Origin of the sequence: Amycolatopsis mongoliensis, from assembly GCF_030285665.1 — a bacterium.
In the GTDB taxonomy this organism is placed as follows: domain Bacteria; phylum Actinomycetota; class Actinomycetes; order Mycobacteriales; family Pseudonocardiaceae; genus Amycolatopsis; species Amycolatopsis mongoliensis.
The window spans coordinates 94,893-113,435 of record NZ_CP127295.1 but is presented as its reverse complement, the minus strand read 5'-3'; the positions used below and the strand labels follow the sequence as shown (position 1 = coordinate 113,435).

17 protein-coding genes are annotated in these 18,543 nt (G+C 72.0%); 10 read left to right on the top strand and 7 right to left on the bottom strand.

All coding sequences use genetic code 11. The annotated features are described in order from the left end of the window. Nucleotides 1–20 precede the first annotated feature (20 nt). A complete protein-coding gene (locus QRX60_RS00510; RefSeq protein WP_285998815.1) occupies nt 21–3,260 on the top strand; it encodes a tetratricopeptide repeat protein in 3,240 nt (1,079 codons plus the stop codon). Here the strand turns inward: QRX60_RS00510 and QRX60_RS00505 are convergent. Together QRX60_RS00505 and QRX60_RS00500 are read right to left on the bottom strand one after the other, a co-directional pair. Next, nucleotides 3,185–3,421 carry a hypothetical protein gene (locus QRX60_RS00505; RefSeq protein WP_285998814.1) on the bottom strand — a complete coding sequence of 79 codons (237 nt, stop codon included), beginning with the start codon at nt 3,419–3,421 and terminating at the stop codon, nt 3,185–3,187. The two genes, QRX60_RS00510 and QRX60_RS00505, sit on opposite strands and share 76 nt — an antisense overlap. Further along, on the bottom strand, nt 3,418–4,215 hold the full coding sequence (locus QRX60_RS00500; protein ID WP_285998813.1) for a methyltransferase: 798 nt from the start codon (nt 4,213–4,215) through the stop codon (nt 3,418–3,420). Before QRX60_RS00500 ends, QRX60_RS00505 begins: the two co-directional genes overlap by 4 nt. Nucleotides 4,216–4,243: 28 nt before the next feature. Here QRX60_RS00500 and pdxR point away from each other — a divergent pair, with 28 nt between their 5' ends. Then, complete coding sequence (pdxR, locus tag QRX60_RS00495; protein ID WP_285998812.1) at nt 4,244–5,689, top strand: MocR-like pyridoxine biosynthesis transcription factor PdxR; 1,446 nt, start codon at nt 4,244–4,246, stop codon at nt 5,687–5,689. 394 nt (nt 5,690–6,083) lie between these two features. Then, nucleotides 6,084–7,853: an MFS transporter gene (locus QRX60_RS00490; RefSeq protein WP_285998811.1), complete on the top strand. Its 1,770-nt coding sequence runs from the start codon at nt 6,084–6,086 to the stop codon at nt 7,851–7,853. A 56-nt stretch (nt 7,854–7,909) separates the two neighbouring features. Here QRX60_RS00490 and QRX60_RS00485 read toward each other — a convergent pair whose 3' ends face one another. The 3 genes from QRX60_RS00485 to QRX60_RS00475 all read right to left on the bottom strand — a co-directional run bounded on the left by QRX60_RS00485 (nt 7,910) and on the right by QRX60_RS00475 (nt 10,099). Then, nucleotides 7,910–8,995, bottom strand: a complete 1,086-nt coding sequence (locus QRX60_RS00485; RefSeq protein ID WP_285998810.1) for an acyltransferase family protein — start codon at nt 8,993–8,995, stop codon at nt 7,910–7,912. 163 nt (nt 8,996–9,158) lie between these two features. Next, complete coding sequence (locus QRX60_RS00480) at nt 9,159–9,818, bottom strand: peptidylprolyl isomerase (RefSeq protein ID WP_285998809.1); 660 nt, start codon at nt 9,816–9,818, stop codon at nt 9,159–9,161. A 26-nt stretch (nt 9,819–9,844) separates the two neighbouring features. Further along, nucleotides 9,845–10,099, bottom strand: coding sequence for a DUF2631 domain-containing protein (locus QRX60_RS00475; RefSeq protein ID WP_155545384.1), 255 nt, complete (start codon nt 10,097–10,099; stop codon nt 9,845–9,847). Nucleotides 10,100–10,193: 94 nt separating this feature from the next. Here QRX60_RS00475 and dxr point away from each other — a divergent pair, with 94 nt between their 5' ends. The 3 genes from dxr to ispG all read left to right on the top strand — a co-directional run bounded on the left by dxr (nt 10,194) and on the right by ispG (nt 13,884). After that, nucleotides 10,194–11,396 carry a 1-deoxy-D-xylulose-5-phosphate reductoisomerase gene (gene dxr, locus QRX60_RS00470; RefSeq protein WP_285998808.1) on the top strand — a complete coding sequence of 401 codons (1,203 nt, stop codon included), beginning with the start codon at nt 10,194–10,196 and terminating at the stop codon, nt 11,394–11,396. A 3-nt stretch (nt 11,397–11,399) separates the two neighbouring features. Then, nucleotides 11,400–12,614: a M50 family metallopeptidase gene (locus QRX60_RS00465; RefSeq protein WP_285998807.1), complete on the top strand. Its 1,215-nt coding sequence runs from the start codon at nt 11,400–11,402 to the stop codon at nt 12,612–12,614. Nucleotides 12,615–12,732: 118 nt separating this feature from the next. After that, a complete protein-coding gene (ispG, locus tag QRX60_RS00460; RefSeq protein ID WP_285998806.1) occupies nt 12,733–13,884 on the top strand; it encodes a flavodoxin-dependent (E)-4-hydroxy-3-methylbut-2-enyl-diphosphate synthase in 1,152 nt (383 codons plus the stop codon). A 76-nt stretch (nt 13,885–13,960) separates the two neighbouring features. On the opposite strand, the gene QRX60_RS00455 is transcribed toward ispG, so the two are convergent. Then, nucleotides 13,961–14,215 (bottom strand): hypothetical protein, encoded by a 255-nt coding sequence (locus QRX60_RS00455; protein WP_247062465.1) that lies wholly within the window; start codon nt 14,213–14,215, stop codon nt 13,961–13,963. 82 nt (nt 14,216–14,297) lie between these two features. Here QRX60_RS00455 and QRX60_RS00450 point away from each other — a divergent pair, with 82 nt between their 5' ends. Together QRX60_RS00450 and QRX60_RS00445 are read left to right on the top strand one after the other, a co-directional pair. Further along, the gene (locus QRX60_RS00450; protein WP_285998805.1) at nt 14,298–15,110 is read left to right on the top strand and encodes a helix-turn-helix domain-containing protein; all 813 of its coding nucleotides are present in this window, start codon (nt 14,298–14,300) and stop codon (nt 15,108–15,110) included. Next, nucleotides 15,100–15,492: a VOC family protein gene (locus tag QRX60_RS00445; protein ID WP_285998804.1), complete on the top strand. Its 393-nt coding sequence runs from the start codon at nt 15,100–15,102 to the stop codon at nt 15,490–15,492. The genes QRX60_RS00450 and QRX60_RS00445 overlap by 11 nt, the downstream gene beginning before the upstream one ends. A 15-nt stretch (nt 15,493–15,507) precedes the next feature. On the opposite strand, the gene QRX60_RS00440 is transcribed toward QRX60_RS00445, so the two are convergent. After that, nucleotides 15,508–15,714: a DUF4177 domain-containing protein gene (locus tag QRX60_RS00440; protein ID WP_285998803.1), complete on the bottom strand. Its 207-nt coding sequence runs from the start codon at nt 15,712–15,714 to the stop codon at nt 15,508–15,510. Between the two features lie 99 nt (nt 15,715–15,813). On the opposite strand from QRX60_RS00440, the gene QRX60_RS00435 reads away from it, so the two are divergent. Continuing rightward, entirely contained in the window at nt 15,814–16,668 is an 855-nt protein-coding gene (locus QRX60_RS00435; protein ID WP_285998802.1) for a GNAT family N-acetyltransferase, read from the top strand. A 62-nt stretch (nt 16,669–16,730) separates the two neighbouring features. Then, complete coding sequence (locus QRX60_RS00430) at nt 16,731–18,527, top strand: penicillin-binding transpeptidase domain-containing protein (protein ID WP_285998801.1); 1,797 nt, start codon at nt 16,731–16,733, stop codon at nt 18,525–18,527. Nucleotides 18,528–18,543 lie beyond the last annotated feature (16 nt).

Genomic DNA, 18,543 nt, shown 5'->3' with positions numbered 1-18,543 from the left:
CACGCGGGGAGAGGACGCCTGTGGACGATGGCCTGCCGTTCGCCCGGTGGCTGCGGGAGCGGCGCGTGCTCGCCGGCCTCACCCAGGCCCAGCTGGCCGGCCGCGCCGGGCTGAGCCTGCGCGCGGTGCGCAACGCCGAGCTCGGCAGCGTCCGCCGGCCCCGGCCGGAGACCGAACGCCGGCTGCGGGAAGCGCTTGCCGAAGCACCTCCGGAGCCGGTGCGGATCGGCGTCCTGGGCCCGCTCACCGTGCTGCGCGGGGATTCCCCGGTCGAGATCGGCGCCGAGAAGCAGCGCCTGCTGCTCGCGATGCTGGCGGTGCAGCCGAACCACACCGTCCGGCGCGAGGACCTCGTCGACGTCATCTGGGACGAGCCGCCGCCGTCGTGCCTGGACCTGCTGCACACCTACGTCGCGCGGCTGCGGCGGGCACTGCGGCCCGCCGACCTCATCGCCACCGACAAGGGCGGCTACCGGCTGTCCGCCGGTGCGGACGACCTCGACCTCCTGCGTTTCGAAGCGTTCTTGGCCGAAGGCGCCCACCGCGAGGCCTTGGAGCTCTGGCGCGGCCCGGCGCTCGCCGACGTCGGACGGCTCCGGCAGCACCCCGCCCGGCTGGCCCTGGCGATGAAGCGCGCGAAGGCGGTGATGGCGTACGCCGAGGTCGCGGACCCCGAGGACGCGGCGGTCCAGCTGCGCGTGCTCACCGCCGAGGAGCCGCTGAACGAGTCCGCGCACGCCCGGCTCATGCAGGTGCTCGCCGCGTCCGGGCGGCAGGCCGCCGCGCTGGCGGTGTTCGAGGAGGTCCGGCAGCGGCTGGACGGCGAACTGGGCATCGAACCCGGCCCCGAGCTGCGCGCGGCCCAGCGGCAGGTGCTGCGGCAGGACTTCGCCGCCCCGGAGCCGCCGGCCCGCGTCCCCGCCCAGCTGCCCGCCGACGTCGCCGGCTTCCGCGGCCGCACCGACCAGCTGGCCGAGCTGGACGCCCTCCTCGAAGGCGACGGGACCGGCGCGCGGATCGCCGTCCTGTCCGGCACCGGCGGGGTCGGCAAGACCGCCCTCGCCGTCCACTGGGCCCAGCGGCACCTCGGCGAGTTCCCGGACGGCCAGCTCCACCTCGACCTGCACGGCTACGGCCCGGTCCGGCCGGTCGAGCCGGGCGACGCGCTGTCCGGGTTCCTGCGCGCCCTCGGCGTCGACGGCGCGGACATCCCCGCCGAGCAGGAGGAGCGGGCCGCGAAGTTCCGCACCGCGCTCACCGGCCGGCGGATGGTGCTGCTGCTGGACAACGCCGGCTCGGTCGGGCAGGTCCGCCCGCTGCTGCCCGGCTCGGCGTCGTGCCTGGTCCTGGTGACCAGCCGCGACGCGCTGCCCGGGCTGGTCGCGCGGCACGGCGCCCGCCGCGTGCTCGTGGACCTGCTGACCGAAGACGAAGCCCTCGACCTGCTGCGAACGCTGCTCGGCGCGCGCGTCGACGACGAGCCGGACGCCGCCGAGGCGCTGATCGGGTACTCCGCCCGGCTGCCGCTGGCGTTGCGGCTGGTCGCCGAGCTGGCGCTGAGCCGGCCGGGGGAGCGGCTCGCCGCGCTCGCGGACGAGCTGGCCGACGAACGCCGGCGGCTCGACCTGCTCGACGGCGGCGGCGACCCGCTGACCGCGGTCCGCGCGGTCTTCTCGTGGTCCTACCGGCACCTCGCGGCCGACGCCGCGCGCGTGTTCCGGCTCTGCGGCCTGCACCCGGGCCGCGACCTGACCCCCGCCGCGATCGCCGCGCTCGCCGGCGTCCCCCTGCCGGAGGCGGAACGGCTGACCGGCACCCTGGTCCGCGCCCACCTCGCGCAGGAGACCGGCGACGACCGCGTCCAGCAGCACGACCTGCTGCGCGTCTACGCCGCCGAGCTCGCGGCGCGGGACGAGACCGAGAGCCACGACGCGCAGCAGCGGCTGTTCGACTTCTACGTCCGCTCGGCCGCGCAGGCCATGGACGCCGTCCTGCCGCAGGAACGGCACCTGCGCCCGGACGTGCCCGACCCGGACATCAAGGTCATCGACGCGCCGGCGTGGCTGGAAGCCGAGCGCCGCAACCTCCTGGCCGTCGCGGCGCACGCGACGCGGCACGGGTGGGCCGACCACCTCCGGCTGCTGTCCGGGATCCTGTGGCACTACCTGGACGTCGGCGGCTACCACGAGGAATCGCTGGTGCTGCACTCGCACGCGTCGGCGCTGGCCCGCGACGCCGGCGACCGGGTGGCCGAAGCCGAGCCGCTCATCCTGATCGCGCTCGGCCACTGGCGCGTCGGCCGATCGCGGGAAGCGCGGCGGTACCTCGAGGAGGCGCTCGTCCTCGCCCGCGAGACCGGCGACCAGCGCACCGAGATCCACGCGGTCAACACCCTCGGCCTGGTCTGCCGGGCGCTGGGCCGGTTCGCCGAGGCGATCACGTACTCGACGGAAGCCCTGTCACTGGCCCGCAAGGCGGGCGACCGCACCAGCGAAGGCCTCGTGCTGGTGGTGCTCGGCTGTTCCTGCCGCGGCATCGGCCGGTACGGCGAAGCGATCGGCTATTTCGAGGAAGCGCACGCCCTCGCCCGCGACACCGCCGACCGCACCAGCGAGGGGTATGCGCTGGTCAACATGGGCGACGCGCTCTCAGCTCTGGGGCGCCACGACGAAGCGGTCCGTGCACTGGAGGAAGGGCTGGAGCACTTCGGCGCCATGGGCGTGCGGGTCAGCGAGGGGTACGCGCTGGGCATCCTCGGCGACGTCGAGCACGCGCGCGGCCGGTACGACGAAGCCGCCGCGCACCTCGAGCGGGCACTGGAAATCGCGCAGGAGACGGGAAGCCCGACCAACCGCAGCGTCGCGCTCAAGCACCTCGGAGACGTCCGGCTGGCGCAGGGCCGGCCCGACGAGGCGGCCCAGCACCTCGAGGAGGCGCTGGGCCTGGCCCGCGAATGCGGCGACCGGGGCGTGGAGTCCCGGGTGCTCAACAGTCTCGGCGCGCTGGCCGCGGCCCGGGGCGCGCCCTCGGACGCGCTCGGCTACCACCGCGAAGCCCTGGCCGTGGCGAAGGAAACGGGCTGCCGTCCCGAGCAGGGCAAGGCCTACTGCGGGCTCGGTGAAGTCCACTGTGGACTTGGTGAGCCGGAAACGGCGCGCGGGCACTGGGAACGCGCGCTGGCTTGTTACGCCGGGGAGTGCGTGCCCGGCGCGATCCGGGTCAAGGACCACTTGGCGGCCTTGGACCGGGCCGCCGGGTAGTGGCGTTCGTCGGCGACCAGGTCGCCTTCGAGCCGCTGGACGTCCCGGTCGAAGACGTTCGTGCTGCCCGCCAAGCGGTTGCGCGGGTACGGACGGCGGCGGTACGCGTGGTCGAGCGCCCAGGCGAGCAGGACAACGGCGGCGAGAACGGCGATGATCATGACGCTCCTCCCGGAGTGCGGCGAGCTGTTGCCTTGAAGAACGTGTAGTGGAAGGCTCCGTATTCCCTGGTGGTGCGGTAAAGGTCGCGGATCCCGCGCGCCCAGTCGGCCTCGCAGATGAGGCCGTTCGCGACAGCGGTTTCGCCGACGCCTTCGACCATCGCGGTGAAGGTGTCGCGGGTGAAGCCGGTGACGAGCTCCGGCTTCGACGCGTCCGCGTAGACCGTCCGCGGTTCGACCCTGACGTCGTCGAAACCGGCGTCGGCGAGCAGTGGGTAGAGGCGCCGGCCGAGGAGCCCGTCTCCACCGGCGTCGGCCTGCAGGCGCACGAGGCAGTCGATCGCCGCCTGGGCGTGCTCGCTGCGCGGGTGGAAGAACGCCGAGCCGTGGTCGCCCTCGATGACGGTGATCGTGCCGCCCGGCCGCAGCAGGGTTTGCAGGTGTGCCAACGCTTTCTCCGGCTCCGGCAGGTGTTCGAGCACGAAGCAGACGAAGAGGTGGTCCCACTCGCCGTCGAGGGCGAAGAGGTCGGCCTGGCGGAACTCGACGCCCGGGACTCTCCGCCTGGCTTGGTCCAGGGAGTCTTCGGAGACGTCGACCGCGGTCAGGTGCGCGCCCGGGCTGCGGGCCACGAGGTGGACGGTCTGCGCGCCGACGCCGCAGCCGACCTCCAGCACGCGGCTCCCGGCGGGATAGGCCGTCCCGGCGTGCAGCAGCCCGGCCAGGGTGTCGGCCTGGTCGCCGAGGCGCCGGGCCTCGGGTGCGGTGTATCCGTGCACGTAAGTGGTGTCCATACGACCAGCGTGCTGCGACAATGGCTCGATGGACAGAGCCAAAACGTCGCTCTCTGAGGGGTCCATAGGCTCGGACTTCCTCCAGCTCGACGTCCGCGAGGCGCCGCCGGGCGGGCTCGCGGACTGGCTCGCCGGGCAGCTGCGCGCCGCCGTCGCCGACGGCCGCCTCCCGGTCGGGAGCCGGCTGCCCGCGTCCCGGGTCCTGGCCGCCGAGCTGCGCGTGTCGCGGGGTGTGGTCACCGAGGCCTACCAGCGCCTGATCGACGACGGCCACGCGGCGGGCCGCGGCCGGGCCGGCACGGTGGTGGTGGCTGCGCCGGTGCTCCCGCCGGCGCCCGCGCACATCCGGCCGCCGTCGAAGGTGATCACGTCGATGCCGGGCGTCGAGGTGTTCGACGCGGTCCGCGCGGCCCCGGCCCGGATCGACCTCACCCCGGGTGTCCCGGACCTGACGGCGTTCCCGCGCGCGGCGTGGCTGCGGGCCGAACGGGCGGTGCTGGACGAGCTGGAGCCGTCCCATTTCGGCTACGGCGACCCCCGCGGCGCGCCGGCGATGCGGCTCGCGGTGTCGCACTGGCTGGCGCGCAGCCGCGGCATCCGCGTCGACCCCGGCGGGATCATCGTGGTGGCCGGCGTCGCGCAGGCGTTGACGCTGGTGGGGGAGGTGCTGCGGCAGCACGGCATCGACGAGGTCGCCGTGGAGGACCCGAGCTCGCTGGGCGCTCGGCAGCACCTGCACCACTGCGGCCTGGCGACGCCACCGGTCCCGGTGGACGAAGACGGCCTGCGGGTCGCCGGCCTGCGCGCTCCGGCCGTGCTGCTGACCCCGGCCCACCAGTTCCCGATGGGCGTGGTCCTGGGCGGCGAGCGCCGCCGCGCCTTGATGCGCTGGGCGGCCGAGGGCGGCATCGTCGTGGAGGACGACTACGACGCGGAGCACCGCTACGACCGCGCGCCGGTGCCCGCGGTCCGGTCGATGTTGCCGGAGGTGCTGTACACGGGCAGTGTGTCGAAGCTGCTGGCGCCGGCTTTGCGCGTCGGCTGGCTGTTGGCGCCTGCGCGGTTCCGTGACGACCTGGTGGCGGCGAAGCGGTTCGCCGATCTGGGCAACCCGGTGCTGGCCCAGCTGGTCCTGGCCCGGTTGATGGAGACGGGCGAGCTGGAGCGTCAGCTGCGGGTGGTCCGCTCCCGGCACCGCCGCCGCCGCGACGCGATGATCCGGTCACTGGCGACGGACCTGCCCTCGGCGGTCGTCCACGGCGCGGCGGCGGGCCTGCACCTGACGATCACGTTCGACGCGGACCTGGACGACGTCGCGCTGGCGGCGGCCGCGCTGGCGGAGGGGGTGAAGGTCCAGCCGTTGTCGTGGCACCGGCAGCTCCCGGGGCGCCCGGGGCTGGTGCTGGGGTACGCGGCCCGGACGTCGACGGAGATCGCCGAGGGGGTCGCGCTGCTCGGCCGCCTGGTCCGTTGACACCCGACCGCCGCCGACTCCGCCCGGCCGTGAGGGGGACCCCCGATTTCACCGTTACCGGCAGGCACCGACAGTCCCTGACGCGTGCGGCCGAGTTGTCCACACCCGCTGCGAACTTCCCCAGACCGCAAGCGCCCCAAGGCGGCCTTGGTTGCGTCTCACGCACCCAAGGCCGCCTTCGGTGCGTGAGACGCACCGAAGGCCACATTGGGGCGCTGGCAGGCCGCCGAGGAGCCCCTGCCGTCACACTCCCCGGCCGTTCGAGTAAAGGGTCCACAAAGGACAGTCAAGCGAGTGTGATCATGCTCTCGCAGGGGGATCGCCCAGTTGGTTGCCATACGCAAGCAAGTTGCTTAGCCTAGCTAAGGGACTTTGCGAGCAGAAGGGTTGCACAGTGGCGGAACGCCGGACGTATTCGATCGCGGAACTGGGGCCGCGGTACAAGTGGATCGCGCTGTCCAACACGACGCTGGGCATGCTGATCGCCACGATCAACTCCTCGATCGTGCTGATCGCGCTGCCCGACATCTTCAAGGGCATCGGCATCAACCCCCTCGAACCGGCCAACACCAGCTACCTGCTGTGGATGATCATGGGCTTCCTCGTGGTCACCGCGGTGCTGGTGGTGAGCTTCGGCAGGCTCGGCGACATGTACGGCCGCGCGAGGATGTACAACCTCGGCTTCGCCGTCTTCACCGTTTCCTCCATCATGCTGGCCGTCACCTGGTTCGACGGCGACGCGGCCGCGTTGTGGCTGATCGGCTGGCGCATCGTGCAGGGCGTCGGCGGCGCCTTCCTGATGGCGAACTCCTCGGCGATCCTCACCGACGCCTTCCCGGCCAACCAGCGCGGCCTCGCGCTCGGCATGAACGGCGTCGCGGCCATCGCGGGCTCGTTCCTCGGCCTGGTCGTCGGCGGCGTGCTCGCGCCGGTCGACTGGAACCTGATCTTCCTGGTGTCGGTGCCCTTCGGCGTGATCGGCACGATCTGGGCGTACCTCAAGCTGCACGACACCGGCGTTCGCAAGCACGCGCGGATGGACTGGTGGGGCAACATCACCTTCGCGCTCGGCCTGATCGCCGTCCTGATCGGGATCACCTACGGCATCCAGCCCTACGGCTCGTCGCCGACCGGCTGGGGCAGCCCGATGGTCCTGAGCTGCCTGATCGGCGGCGTCGCGGTGCTGGTCGCGTTCGTGATCATCGAGACCAAGGTCGACAACCCGCTGTTCCGGCTGTCGCTGTTCAAGATCCGGTCGTTCACCTGGGGCAACATCGCGAACCTGACGGCGTCGCTCGGGCGCGGTGGCCTGCAGTTCATCCTGATCATCTGGCTGCAGGGCATCTGGCTGCCGCAGCACGGCTACACGTTCGAGCAGACGCCGTTGTGGGCGGGCATCTACATGCTCCCGATGACGGTCGGCTTCCTGCTGGCCGCCCCGACGTCGGGCATCCTCGCCGACCGGATCGGCAGCCGCCTGCTCGCCTCCAGCGGCCTGCTGATCACGGCGATCACGTTCCTGCTGCTGATCATCCTGCCGGTGAACTTCGACTACTGGGCGTTCGCGGCGATCCTGCTGATCAACGGCATCGGCATGGGCATGTTCTCCTCGCCCAACCGCGCCGAGGTGATGAACAGCCTGCCGGCGGACGCCCGCGGCTCCGGCGCGGGCATGATGACGACGTTCCAGAACGCGGCGATGGTCCTGTCGATCGGCTTCTTCTTCAGCCTGATCATCTCGGGCCTGTCGAGCAGCCTCCCGTCGACGATGCACGACGGCCTGATCGCCCACGGCGTCCCCGAGGCGGCGGCCACGCAGGTGGCGCACCTGCCGGCGGTGGCGGTGCTGTTCGCGGCGTTCCTGGGCTACAACCCGATCCAGCAGCTCCTGGGCGGTCAGCTGACGGCGCTGCCGCCGGACCAGGCGTCGTTCCTGACGGGCCGCAGCTTCTTCCCGAACCTGATCTCGGGCCCGTTCCAGTCCGGCCTGGCGGTGGCGTTCGGCTTCGCGATCGCGGTCTGCCTGATCGGCGCGGTGGCGTCGTTGCTGACGAAGGACGCGCGCCCGAAGGACCGCGAGTCGGTGGGCGAGGAGCTGGCCGCGGTGGCCGGCGAGTCCGGCGGCGGGCCGAGCGAACTGGTGTCGCCGGCGAGCGAACGCTGACGGTGGTTTCGAAGCCGGGTGCTGCACTGCGCGGCACCCGGCTTTCCCGTCCGGAGTCAGGCCGCGACCAGCGCGACCTCCTCCGCCGGTTCCGTCTTCTTGGCCCGGCGCCGCGCGATGATGCGGCGACCGACGTCGATCATCGGGATCTCGACCCAGCGGTAGAGCAGATCGGCAGCCAGCAGCCCGACGAAAGTCACGGCGACCGCGGTGAGCGTCCGGTGCGGGGCGAACTGCGGGATCGCGCCCGCGAGCGCCACCGCGATGACGCCCTGCATGAGGTAGAGCGAATACGACCGCTCCCCGATGAACCGCATCGGCCGCAGGGACAGGACCCAGGCGAGCGGCCCGCCGGCGACCAGCGACGGTACCAGCAGCGCGGCGAGCAGGATGTAGACCGTGCTGGTGACAACACCGTGTTCGTCGCTGAGCAGCTCGCTGATCTCGCCGAATGTGGTCTGGACCGTGATCAGTGCGGCGGCGACCACCAGCCCGGCGACGGGGTGCGTGAACACGCGCAATGCGGCGAATCCCTTGCGGTGGTGCAGCACGATCGCCAGCGCGCAGCCGATGAGGATCGGCGAGTACGAGGTCGCATAAGGCAGGAAGGAGATCAGCGCGAACATGAGCACGACGAGGCCGGCGGCGAGACTCAGGCGTTTCACGAAGCCGAGCGCGCCGAGGCCGAACGCGAGCAGCGGCCAGACGAGGTAGAACTTCTGCTCGACGCCGAGCGTCCAGGCCTGGCCGAACATGATCATCTGGTGGAACTCGCCGAGGAAGGCGGCGTTCCACGGAAGGGCGGCGAGGATCCCGCTGTGCCGCAGGCCCATGCCCCGGAAGTAGGCGAAGACGACGACCACCCCGAGGACGACGTAGTAGACGGGGAGGATCCGGAACACCCGCCGGATGTAGAACTCTGCGAGCGAGATCCGGCCATCGCGGGCTTCCTCGCGCAGGGCCAGGGTGGTGATCAGGAAGCCGGAGAGCACGAAGAACAGGTGGACGCCGATCCAGCCGTTGGCCCGCTCCCAGTTGGGGCCCCCGTAATGGAAGAAGACGACGAGCACGGCGGCGATGGCCCGGACCCCGTCGAGGGCGGCGAACCTGCGCGTGGCCAGGTACTGGTCGTGCGTCATCATCGAGTGAGACCCCTCAGGCTGCTGACTCGCACAATGTAATTGGGCGAGCGGGCCATTCACTCTTTGGGGTGACGATTCGGGCGTCGAAGCTGGTAGTGGTCCATGAGCGTGAACACGCTCGTGATCTCCGCGCCATCCGAGGGTGGGGGCGTGAAGCGATTGGCTACCAGCCGAGCGACGCCCGCTGGATCTTCACCGGGTGCGCCGGTGCGCCGTCCAGCGGGCCGTTCGGGTCGGTCGGGATGATGCCGTCGGCCACCATGTGGTCCAGCGCCTCCATGCCGCGCACCACGCGGCCCAGCACCGAGTAGTTCGCCGGGATGTTCGCGAACGAGTGCACGATGAAGAACTCGGACCCGTTGGTCCCCGGCCCCTGGTTCCCCATCGCCACGGTCCCGCGCGGGTAGGTCTCGGTACCGGAAACCTCATCGGGGAACTTGTACCCCGGTCCGCCCTTCTCGACCTCGTAGATGTCCCCGCACTGGAGAACGCCGAGCCGAGCGGAGTTGGACAGCCGCCAGCACTGCGACCGGTCGTAGAACCGCTGCAGGATGAGCGAAACCATGTTGTGCACCGCGCACGGCGCCGCCCCGGCGCGGTTCAGCCGCACCGTCACCGGGCCGTAGTTGAAGCGGAACGTCACGTCGACCGTCCCGCGCGTCAAAGCGAACGGCAGCGGCCGCACCACGGGACGTGCCGCGGGGTTGTCGGGGGTCGGGGTGAACTCGCACCGCGTGACCACCGGGGCTGCCGAAGCCGAAGCCGGCGCCACCAGCAACGCACCCAGGACACCGACGAGAGCCAAACCCCAGCGCAGCTTCATGACCCGCGACGTTAGCGGGTCACCAACTACTTGCGCCAGGCCGTGCGCTGCTTACGGATGTCGAGCACCAGCAGCAGGATCAGGAACAGCGAGAGGCCGACGAGCCACACGTTCTCGGTGTTGTTCTCGTGGTTGCCCTTGATCATCACGAGCAGGATGATCGCGCTGACCCAGCCGGCGATGCGGGTGGCCTTCGGGAACGAACCGTGCCAGCCCCAGGCCGCGGACGGCTCGTCGCGGGGGTCGACCTCGGGCCGCTTCTCGACCGCCTTGCCTGCCACGATGAACTCCTCAAGACCCTTGAACCACGGACGCGCCGATGATCCCACACCTCCGGGTGCGCCGCGGAGACGCCCCGCGCGACAATGACTCGCGATGACTACCTCGCGAAGCGTTCTCGTGCTCGGCTCCACCGGGTCCATCGGCGTGCAGGCCCTGGACGTCGCGGCCCGCAACCCGCACCTCTTCCGGGTGGCCGGCATCGCGGCGGGTGGCGCCGATCCGGCCGCGCTCGCCGCGCAGGCGCTCGCCCACGGCGTCGAGGCCGTCGCCGTGACCAAGGCCACCGCCGCCGAAGACGTGCAGCTCGCGCTGTACGCCGAAGCGCAGAAGCGCGGCTATTCGCAGGGCGAGTTCAAGCTCCCGCGGCTCTTCGCGGGCTCCGACGCGGTCACCGAGCTGATCGACGCCGTGCCCGTCGACACCGTCCTCAACGCGCTGCCCGGCTCCCGCGGCCTCGAGCCGACGCTGCGGGCGCTCGCCACCGGCGCCACCCTCGCGCTGGCCAACAAGGAGTCGCTCATCGCCGGCGGGCCGCTGGTGCTCGCCGCGGCCAAGCCCGGGCAGCTCGTGCCGGTCGACTCCGAGCACTCCGCCATCGCGCAGGCCCTGCGCGCCGGCCGCCAGGACGAAGTCGCCCGGCTCGTGCTCACCGCCTCCGGCGGCCCGTTCCGCGGCCGCAAGCGGGCCGAGCTGGCCGACGTCACCGTCGAGCAGGCGATGGCGCACCCGACCTGGTCGATGGGCCCGCTGATCACCATCAACTCCGCCACCCTGGTCAACAAGGGCCTGGAGCTGATCGAGGCGGCGCTGCTGTTCGGCATCGAGCCCGACCGGATCGACGTCACCGTGCACCCGCAGTCGATCGTGCACTCGATGGTGACCTTCACCGACGGCTCGACGATCGCCCAGGCCAGCCCGCCCGACATGCGGCTGCCGATCGCGCTCGCCCTGCACTGGCCCGACCGGGTGCCCGACGCCGCCCCCGCGTGCACCTGGGACAAGGCCGCGACCTGGACTTTCGAGCCGCTGGACGACGAGGCCTTCCCGGCCGTCGAGCTGGCCCGGCACTGCGGCACCGCGGGCGGCTGCCTGCCCGCGGTGTACAACGCCGCGAACGAGGAGCTCGTCGCGGCGTTCCTGGCGCAGAACACCGGCTTCACGTCGATAGTGGACACTGTTTCCGAGGTGGTGGGAGCCGCCGACGAGTGGCGTCGCGAACCGCGCGACGTCGACGACGTTCTCGCCGCCGAGCGCTGGGCTCGCGCGCGGGCCGGTTCGATCATCGAGGGGAAGTAGCGGGTGTCCTACATCATCGGTGTGGTGCTCTTCGCGCTGGGGATCTGTGTCTCCGTCGCACTGCACGAGGCCGGCCACATGGTCACCGCGAAGGCCTTCGGCATGAAGGTCCGCCGGTACTTCGTGGGCTTCGGGCCCACGGTGTTCTCCTGGCGTCGCGGGGAGACCGAATACGGCCTGAAGTGGATCCCGCTCGGCGGCTTCTGCGACATCGCCGGCATGACAGCGCTCGACGAGGTGACGCCGGACGAGGCTCCCCGCGCGATGTGGCGGTTCAAGACCTGGAAGCGCACGGTCGTCATGTCCGCCGGGTCGATCACGCACTTCATCCTCGGCTTCGTCGTGCTCTACCTGATGGCCGTGACGATGGGGCTGCCGAACCTGGCCGGCCCCACCACGACCGAGCCGGTGCTGGCTTCGACCTCCTGCGCCCGCTCGGCCACGACGAAGGAGCAGGCCCAGGACCCCACCTGCCCGCCGGGCGCCGCGCGTCCCGCGCAGGCCGCCGGGCTGCGGGCCGGTGACAAGATCGTCGCGATCGGCGGCAAGCCGATCGCGACCTGGGACGAGATGCTCGCCACCGTGCAGGCCACCAGCGGCCCGACGGAGTTCGACGTCCAGCGCGGCGACCAGCGCCTGTCGCTCGTCGTCGACGTGCCGAAGGTGCAGCGCTGGAGCAGCTCGGGCGTCAAGGAGGTCGGCATGATCGGCGCCTCGCCGCAGCTGCCGGCCGCCACCACGCAGTACGGCCCGGTCGCCGCGGTCGGCGCCACGTTCAGCTTCACCGGCACGATGTTCTCCGAGACGGCCCAGCGGCTCGTCGAGTTCCCGGAGCGCATCCCCGCCGTCGTCACCGCGATCTTCGGCGGCGAGCGCGACCCGAACACCCCGGTCAGCGTCGTCGGCGCGAGCCGGATCGGCGGCGAGGCCGTCGAGCGGGGCATCTGGGTGCTGTTCTTCTTCCTGCTGGCCAGCCTGAACTTCTTCATCGGCGTGTTCAACCTGCTGCCGCTGCTGCCGCTCGACGGCGGGCACATCGCGGTGGTCTGGTACGAGCGCGTCCGCGACTGGATCCGCGCCCGGCGGGGCAAGGTGGCCGGCGGGCCCGTCGACTACACGAGGCTGTCCGGGATCACGATGGTGCTGGTGCTCATCGGTGGCGCGGTGACCCTGCTCACGGTCACGGCGGACATCGTCAACCCGATTCGTCTGCAGTAGTGCTCCGCCACGGAGGGGTTCCGGCCCCTCCGTGGCGGGTCGCACGGGGCGTAATGCTGCTCACCGTGACGGTTGACATGGTGAAGGTGGCCCGGTCGGGGTAGGTACGCTGGAGGCCGTGACCGTCGCACTCGGTATGCCTGCCCTGCCCCCGCCCGTCCTGTCCGAGCGCCGCAAGACCCGCCAGCTCCAGGTGGGCCCGGTCGGTGTCGGCAGCGACCACCCGATCTCCGTCCAGTCGATGACGACGACGCTCACCTCCGACGTCAACGCGACCCTGCAGCAGATCGCCGAGCTGACCGCCGCGGGCTGCGACATCGTCCGCGTCGCGTGCCCGTCGGCCGACGACGCCGAGGCGCTGCCCGCCATCGCGAAGAAGTCGCAGATCCCGGTGATCGCCGACATCCACTTCCAGCCGAAGTACGTCTTCGCCGCGATCGAGGCCGGTTGCGCCGCGGTGCGCGTGAACCCGGGCAACATCCGGAAGTTCGACGACCAGGTCAAGGAGATCGCGCAGGCCGCGAAGGACCACGGCACGCCGATCCGGATCGGCGTCAACGCGGGCTCGCTGGACAAGCGCCTGCTCGAGAAGTACGGCAAGGCGACGCCGGAGGCGCTCGCCGAGTCGGCCCTGTGGGAGGCGTCGCTGTTCGCCGAGCACGACTTCCACGACATCAAGATCTCGGTCAAGCACAACGACCCGGTGGTCATGGTGCGCGCCTACGAGATCCTCGCCGAGCAGTGCGACTACCCGCTGCACCTCGGCGTCACCGAGGCGGGCCCGGCGTTCCAGGGCACGATCAAGTCGGCCGTCGCGTTCGGCGCGCTGCTGCGCCAGGGCATCGGCGACACGATCCGCGTGTCGCTCTCCGCGCCGCCGGTCGAAGAGGTCAAGGTCGGCATCCAGATCCTGCAGTCGCTGAACCTGAAGCAGCGCAAGCTGGAGATCGTGTCGTGCCCGTCGTGCGGGCGCGCGCAGGTGGACGTCTACACGCTCGCCGAGCAGGTCACCGCCGGGCTCGAGGGCATGGAGATCCCGCTGCGCGTCGCGGTCATGGGCTGCGTCGTCAACGGCCCGGGCGAGGCCCGCGAAGCCGACCTCGGCGTCGCTTCGGGCAACGGCAAGGGCCAGATCTTCGTGAAGGGCGAGGTCATCAAGACCGTGCCCGAGCACGCGATCGTCGAGACGCTGATCGAAGAGGCCATGCGCATCGCCGAAGAAGCGGGCGAGTCCCTCGGCGAGGGCGAGCCGGTCGTCACCGCCGGCTGACCCAGGCGCTCTTCCGCAGCCGGTCGTGAGTGATCAGGGCGGTTAGAACCGCCCTGATCACTCACGACCGTCGGGGTCAGCCCTGCAGGTGGTGCTGGGCGGCGTCGCGGATCTGCAGGCGGACGTTCTCCAGCGCGGCGGCGACCTCGTCGATCTGCTGCGACGCCAGCTGGATCGAACCCTGGATCGCGGTCGCGGTCGACGTCTCCCCGAGCAGGCCCATCACCTGTGCCTGCAGATCTTCGAGGTCGCTCTTCGTGGCGAGCGCGATGCCGGTGGGCACCTGGTCGGCGAGCAGCTCCAGCTGCTGCGCCTGCTCCTGGATCGTCATCGGGGGTTCCTTCCGCGGTGGGGACGCACTGTCCGTGTTAGCAGAACCCGAACTGCCGGTGGTGACGTTTACGCTGGTATTCGTGAGCGTGACCTGGGCCGTCCGGCAGCCGCACCCGGTGGTGCGGCCGCTGGTCACGCGCTATGTCGGGTACGCGCAGGACGAGGTGACGCTGCCCGTGCACCGAGGTCTGCCGTCCCGGCATGTGACGCTGGTCATCAGCCTGGCGGGGCCGGTCCGGATGGCCGGGCACAGCCTGCAGGGGCTCGTCGGCGGGCTGCACACGCGCGCGGTGCTGATCCGGCAGGATCGCAGCCAGGAAGGGCTGCAGCTGGAGCTCGACCCGCTGGGCGTGCGGACGTTGTTCGGGGTCACGGCGGCGGAGCTGAGCGGCGAGGTGTGCGACCTGGCCGAGTTCGGCCTGGGCTCGCTGCCGGACCGGCTGCGGGAGCTGCCGACCTGGGGCGAGCGGTTCGCCCTGCTCGACGACGTGCTGGCGGCGCGGGCGGTCGATCCGGTGGCGCCGCCGCCCGAGCTGGGGGAGGCCTGGCGCCGGATGCGGGGCGCGGACGGCCGGGTGCGCGTCACGGACCTGGCGGACGAGGTCGGCTGGAGCCGCCGTCACCTGGGTGAGCGGTTCCGGGCGGTGCTGGGCCTGGCGCCCAAGCAGGCGGCGCGGGTACTGCGGTTCGAGCGGGCCGGGCGGTTGTTGCGGCAGGGGCGCTCGGACCTGGCCGGGCTGGCCGTCGAGTGCGGCTACTACGACCAGGCGCACCTGAGCAACGAGTGGCGGGCGCTGGCCGGGTGCACGCCGGGGACGTGGATCGCCGAGGAGCTCCCGTTCCTCCAAGACGAGGGAGTGGCGGCGGGCAAGACTCGCGGGCATGACTCCTGAACCGAACGTCTGGCCCGCCCTGCGTTACGACGACGCCCCGGCGGCGGTCCGTTTCCTCGTCGACGTCCTGGGCTTCACCGAGACGCTGGTGGTGCCCGAAGGCGACCTGATCGCGCACGCCGAGCTGCGCTGGCCCGAAGGCGGCGCGGTGATGCTGGGCAGCGTCCGCCCGCCGGACGGTGTCCACGACGCCGTGAAACCCGGCACCGGCGCGGTGTACGTGGTTTCGGACCACGTCGACGAGATCCACGCGAAGGCGAAGGCCGCGGGCGCGGAGATCACCGCGGAGCTGACCGACACGGACTACGGCTCGCACACGTTCAGCCTGCGCGACCCGGAGGGCAACGCCTGGACGTTCGGCACCTACCGCGGCGCGCCCTGAGGGGCTGGCCGCGCCTCAGCCGACCGGCTTCTCGAAGGTGACCAGCAACCCGTCCACGCCGCCGGGCCCGACACGGCCCTTCACCTCCGCCGAAGTGATCGCCTTCAGCTGCCAGCCGTCGGCGGCGTGGTCGTTGAGCAGCTTCTCGAGCTTCCCGCCGGACATCTTGCCCCCGACGAGCTTCTCCCGGACCTCTACGACCTTGTACGTATACCGCTGCATACACTCATTCTCCCCGCGAACCGCGACCCGGGCTGTTCATCTCACCGTGTCCGGGGCCTCGCGTTCCGTTCAGGCGCCGAATCTGGCACCCTGGACCCCGTGTTGCGGCTTGCAGGTGCACGGCTGCTCGATGATCGGGACTATCCGGCGGTCCGTGCCGCGCTCGCCGCCGACCCGGTGGGCAGCTGCATGGTCAGCGCCCGGGTCGAGGCCGCGGGCCTCGACCCGTGGCGGCTCGGTGGCGAGCTCTGGGCCGCCGACAACCGCCCGGTCCGCGCCGGGCGGCTCCAAGGGCTGTGCTTCTCCGGCCCCAACCTGATCCCCTTGCGCGGCAACGCGCCCGCGTTGCGCTCCTTCGCCGACCGCGCGCTACGCCGCCAGCGAACCTGCTCGTCGCTCGTCGGCCCGGCCGAGCAGGTCATCGGCCTCTGGGACGAGCTCTCCGACGAGTGGGGCCCGGCCCGCGAGGTCCGCGACGACCAGCCGCTGATGGCCCTGGACTCGACGCCGCTGGTCGCGGCCGACCCGCTGGTCCGCCCCGTCCGGCCGGACGAGCTCGAGCGGTACCTGCCCGCGGCCGTCGCGATGTTCATCGAGGAGGTCGGCGTCGACCCGCGCAGCGGCGACGGCGGCGCCAGCTACCGCGCCCGCGTCACCGAGCTGATCGGCGCCGGGCGCGCGTTCGCCCGGTTCGAGAACGGCGAGGTCGTCTTCAAGGCCGAGATCGGCGCGATGTCGGCGACGGTCGGGCAGATCCAGGGCGTCTGGGTGCACCCCGGACGCCGGGGCGACGGCCTGGGCACCGCCGGCACCGCCGCCGTGGTCAACCGGCTCGTGAAAGGCCTGGGCCGCACCGCCAGCCTCTACGTCAACGCCTTCAACACCCCCGCCCTCGCGGCCTACCGCAAGATCGGCTTCCAGCAGGTCGGCCAGTACGCGACGGTGCTCTTCTAGCCACTCTTCCGTGGCGGCGTTTCGAGGCCGGGACACCCCTGCTGACCAGGCATCATCCCGCCATGAGTGCACGTCGACGCCGCGGTGCGCTCGCGGTGCTGCTGCTCGCCGCCGCGACCACCGCCGGGTGCTCGGGCGACGGTCCCGAGGACGCCCTCTCCGCCTTCCTCGACGCCGTCGCGGCCGGGGACGTCGCCGCCGCGGCCGCGAACACCGATTCGCCGGACGCGGCCACGACCGTGCTGTCCCAGGTCCGCGGCGTGCTCGAGCCAGAGTCCCTGGACGTCGACGACGAAGAGGTGAAGGAGCCGGCGAACGGCGACACCGTCACCGCCGGCTACCGGCTCACCTGGCACCTGCCGCACGGCCGCACCTGGACCTACCGCGCCGACGCCCAGCTGCGCGCGGCCGAGAACGGCTGGCAGGTGCACTGGCAGCCGACGGTCGTGCACCCGCAGCTGGCCGTCGGCCAGACCCTCGGCCTGCTGCCGCAGCTGCCCGAGACCGCGCCGGTCCTCGACCGCGACGGCGTGCCGCTGATGCGCCCGCAGACCGTGATCGGGGTGGTCGTCGACCCGCAGAAGACGGGCAACGCGAGCGCCGTCGCCGGCTCGCTTGCGAAGGCGCTGCACCGGTACGAGCCGTCGGTCACCGGCCGGTCGGTGCTCGACGGGATGAACAAGACCAAGCCCGGCGACGCCTACCCGGTGATCACCCTGCGGGCCGGCGACTACCAGCGGGTCAAACCGGTGATCTACGACCTGCCCGGCGTCCGGTTCGCCAGCCAGGAGCGGCTGCTGCCGGTCACCCGAGGCTCCGGGCAGCAGGTCCTCCCCGGCATCCGCGCGCTGGTCGAGCAGCAGCTGGCCGGGGCGGCGGGCTGGCGGATCGTCACCCGGGACGTCACCGGCGGCGAGGTCTCCGAGCTCAAGGCCGAGCCGCCGAGCCCGTCGCCCGCGGTCACCAGCACGCTCAGCGCGCGGATCCAGGCCGCCGCCGAGCAGGCCCTGGCCACCGAGCAGTACCCGGGCGCGCTGGTGGCGATCCAGCCGTCGAGCGGGGACATCCTGGCCGTCGCGCAGAACGAAGCCGCCGACGAAGAGGGCTCACTGGCCCTGTCCGGGCGCTACCCGCCCGGGTCGACGTTCAAGATCGTGACGGCGGCGGCCGCGCTGTCGGCCGGTGACGTCGAGGCCGGCAGCCCCGTCGACTGCCCCGGCACCACGACGATCGAGAACCGCGTCGTCCCGAACGAAGGCCGGTTCGACCTGGGGCGCGTCCCGCTGAAGACGGCGTTCGCGCGCTCGTGCAACACGACCTTCGCCCGGCTCGCCGCCGGGCTGCCGTCGACGGCGCTCACCGACGCCGCCCGCTCGTTCGGGATCGGCGCGGACTTCGTCGTCCCCGGCCTGACCACGGTGACCGGCACGGTCCCGCCCAGCGACTCGGCCGTCCAGCGGGCGGAGAACGGCTTCGGCCAGGGCACGGTGGTGACCAGCCCGTTCGGTATGGCGCTGGCCGCGGCCACCGTGCAGGCCGGGAAGGTGCCGACGCCGTCGATCGTCAAGGGCATGCCCGCGACCACGCAGAACGTCGGCGACCCGCCGTCGGACGACGTCCTGGGCGCGTTGCGCGCGATGATGCGCGAGGTCGTCACGGCGGGGACCGCGACCGGCCTGCGTGACATCCCCGACGTCGCGGGCAAGACCGGCACCGCCCAGTTCGGGGACGGCTCCCGCTCGCACGGCTGGTTCGTCGGATACCGCGGTGACCTGGCGTTCGCCGTGCTGCTGACCGAGGCCGGATCGTCCAAACCGGCGGTGCAGGCCGCGCACCGGTTCCTGGCGGGGGTCGGCTGAGCGGGCCGTCGTAAAG

What these genes read in the sequence shown, in the direction of transcription:
- pdxR (WP_285998812.1), top strand. Translation starts at nt 4,244, where the DNA reads ATGGACAGAGCCAAAACGTCGCTCTCTGAGGGGTCCATAGGCTCGGAC.
- QRX60_RS00505 (WP_285998814.1), bottom strand. Translation starts at nt 3,421, where the DNA reads ATGATCATCGCCGTTCTCGCCGCCGTTGTCCTGCTCGCCTGGGCGCTC.
- QRX60_RS00430 (WP_285998801.1), top strand. Translation starts at nt 16,731, where the DNA reads ATGAGTGCACGTCGACGCCGCGGTGCGCTCGCGGTGCTGCTGCTCGCC.
- dxr (WP_285998808.1), top strand. Translation starts at nt 10,194, where the DNA reads ATGACTACCTCGCGAAGCGTTCTCGTGCTCGGCTCCACCGGGTCCATC.
- QRX60_RS00500 (WP_285998813.1), bottom strand. Translation starts at nt 4,215, where the DNA reads ATGGACACCACTTACGTGCACGGATACACCGCACCCGAGGCCCGGCGC.
- QRX60_RS00485 (WP_285998810.1), bottom strand. Translation starts at nt 8,995, where the DNA reads ATGATGACGCACGACCAGTACCTGGCCACGCGCAGGTTCGCCGCCCTC.
- QRX60_RS00445 (WP_285998804.1), top strand. Translation starts at nt 15,100, where the DNA reads ATGACTCCTGAACCGAACGTCTGGCCCGCCCTGCGTTACGACGACGCC.
- QRX60_RS00480 (WP_285998809.1), bottom strand. Translation starts at nt 9,818, where the DNA reads ATGAAGCTGCGCTGGGGTTTGGCTCTCGTCGGTGTCCTGGGTGCGTTG.
- QRX60_RS00455 (WP_247062465.1), bottom strand. Translation starts at nt 14,215, where the DNA reads ATGACGATCCAGGAGCAGGCGCAGCAGCTGGAGCTGCTCGCCGACCAG.
- QRX60_RS00440 (WP_285998803.1), bottom strand. Translation starts at nt 15,714, where the DNA reads ATGCAGCGGTATACGTACAAGGTCGTAGAGGTCCGGGAGAAGCTCGTC.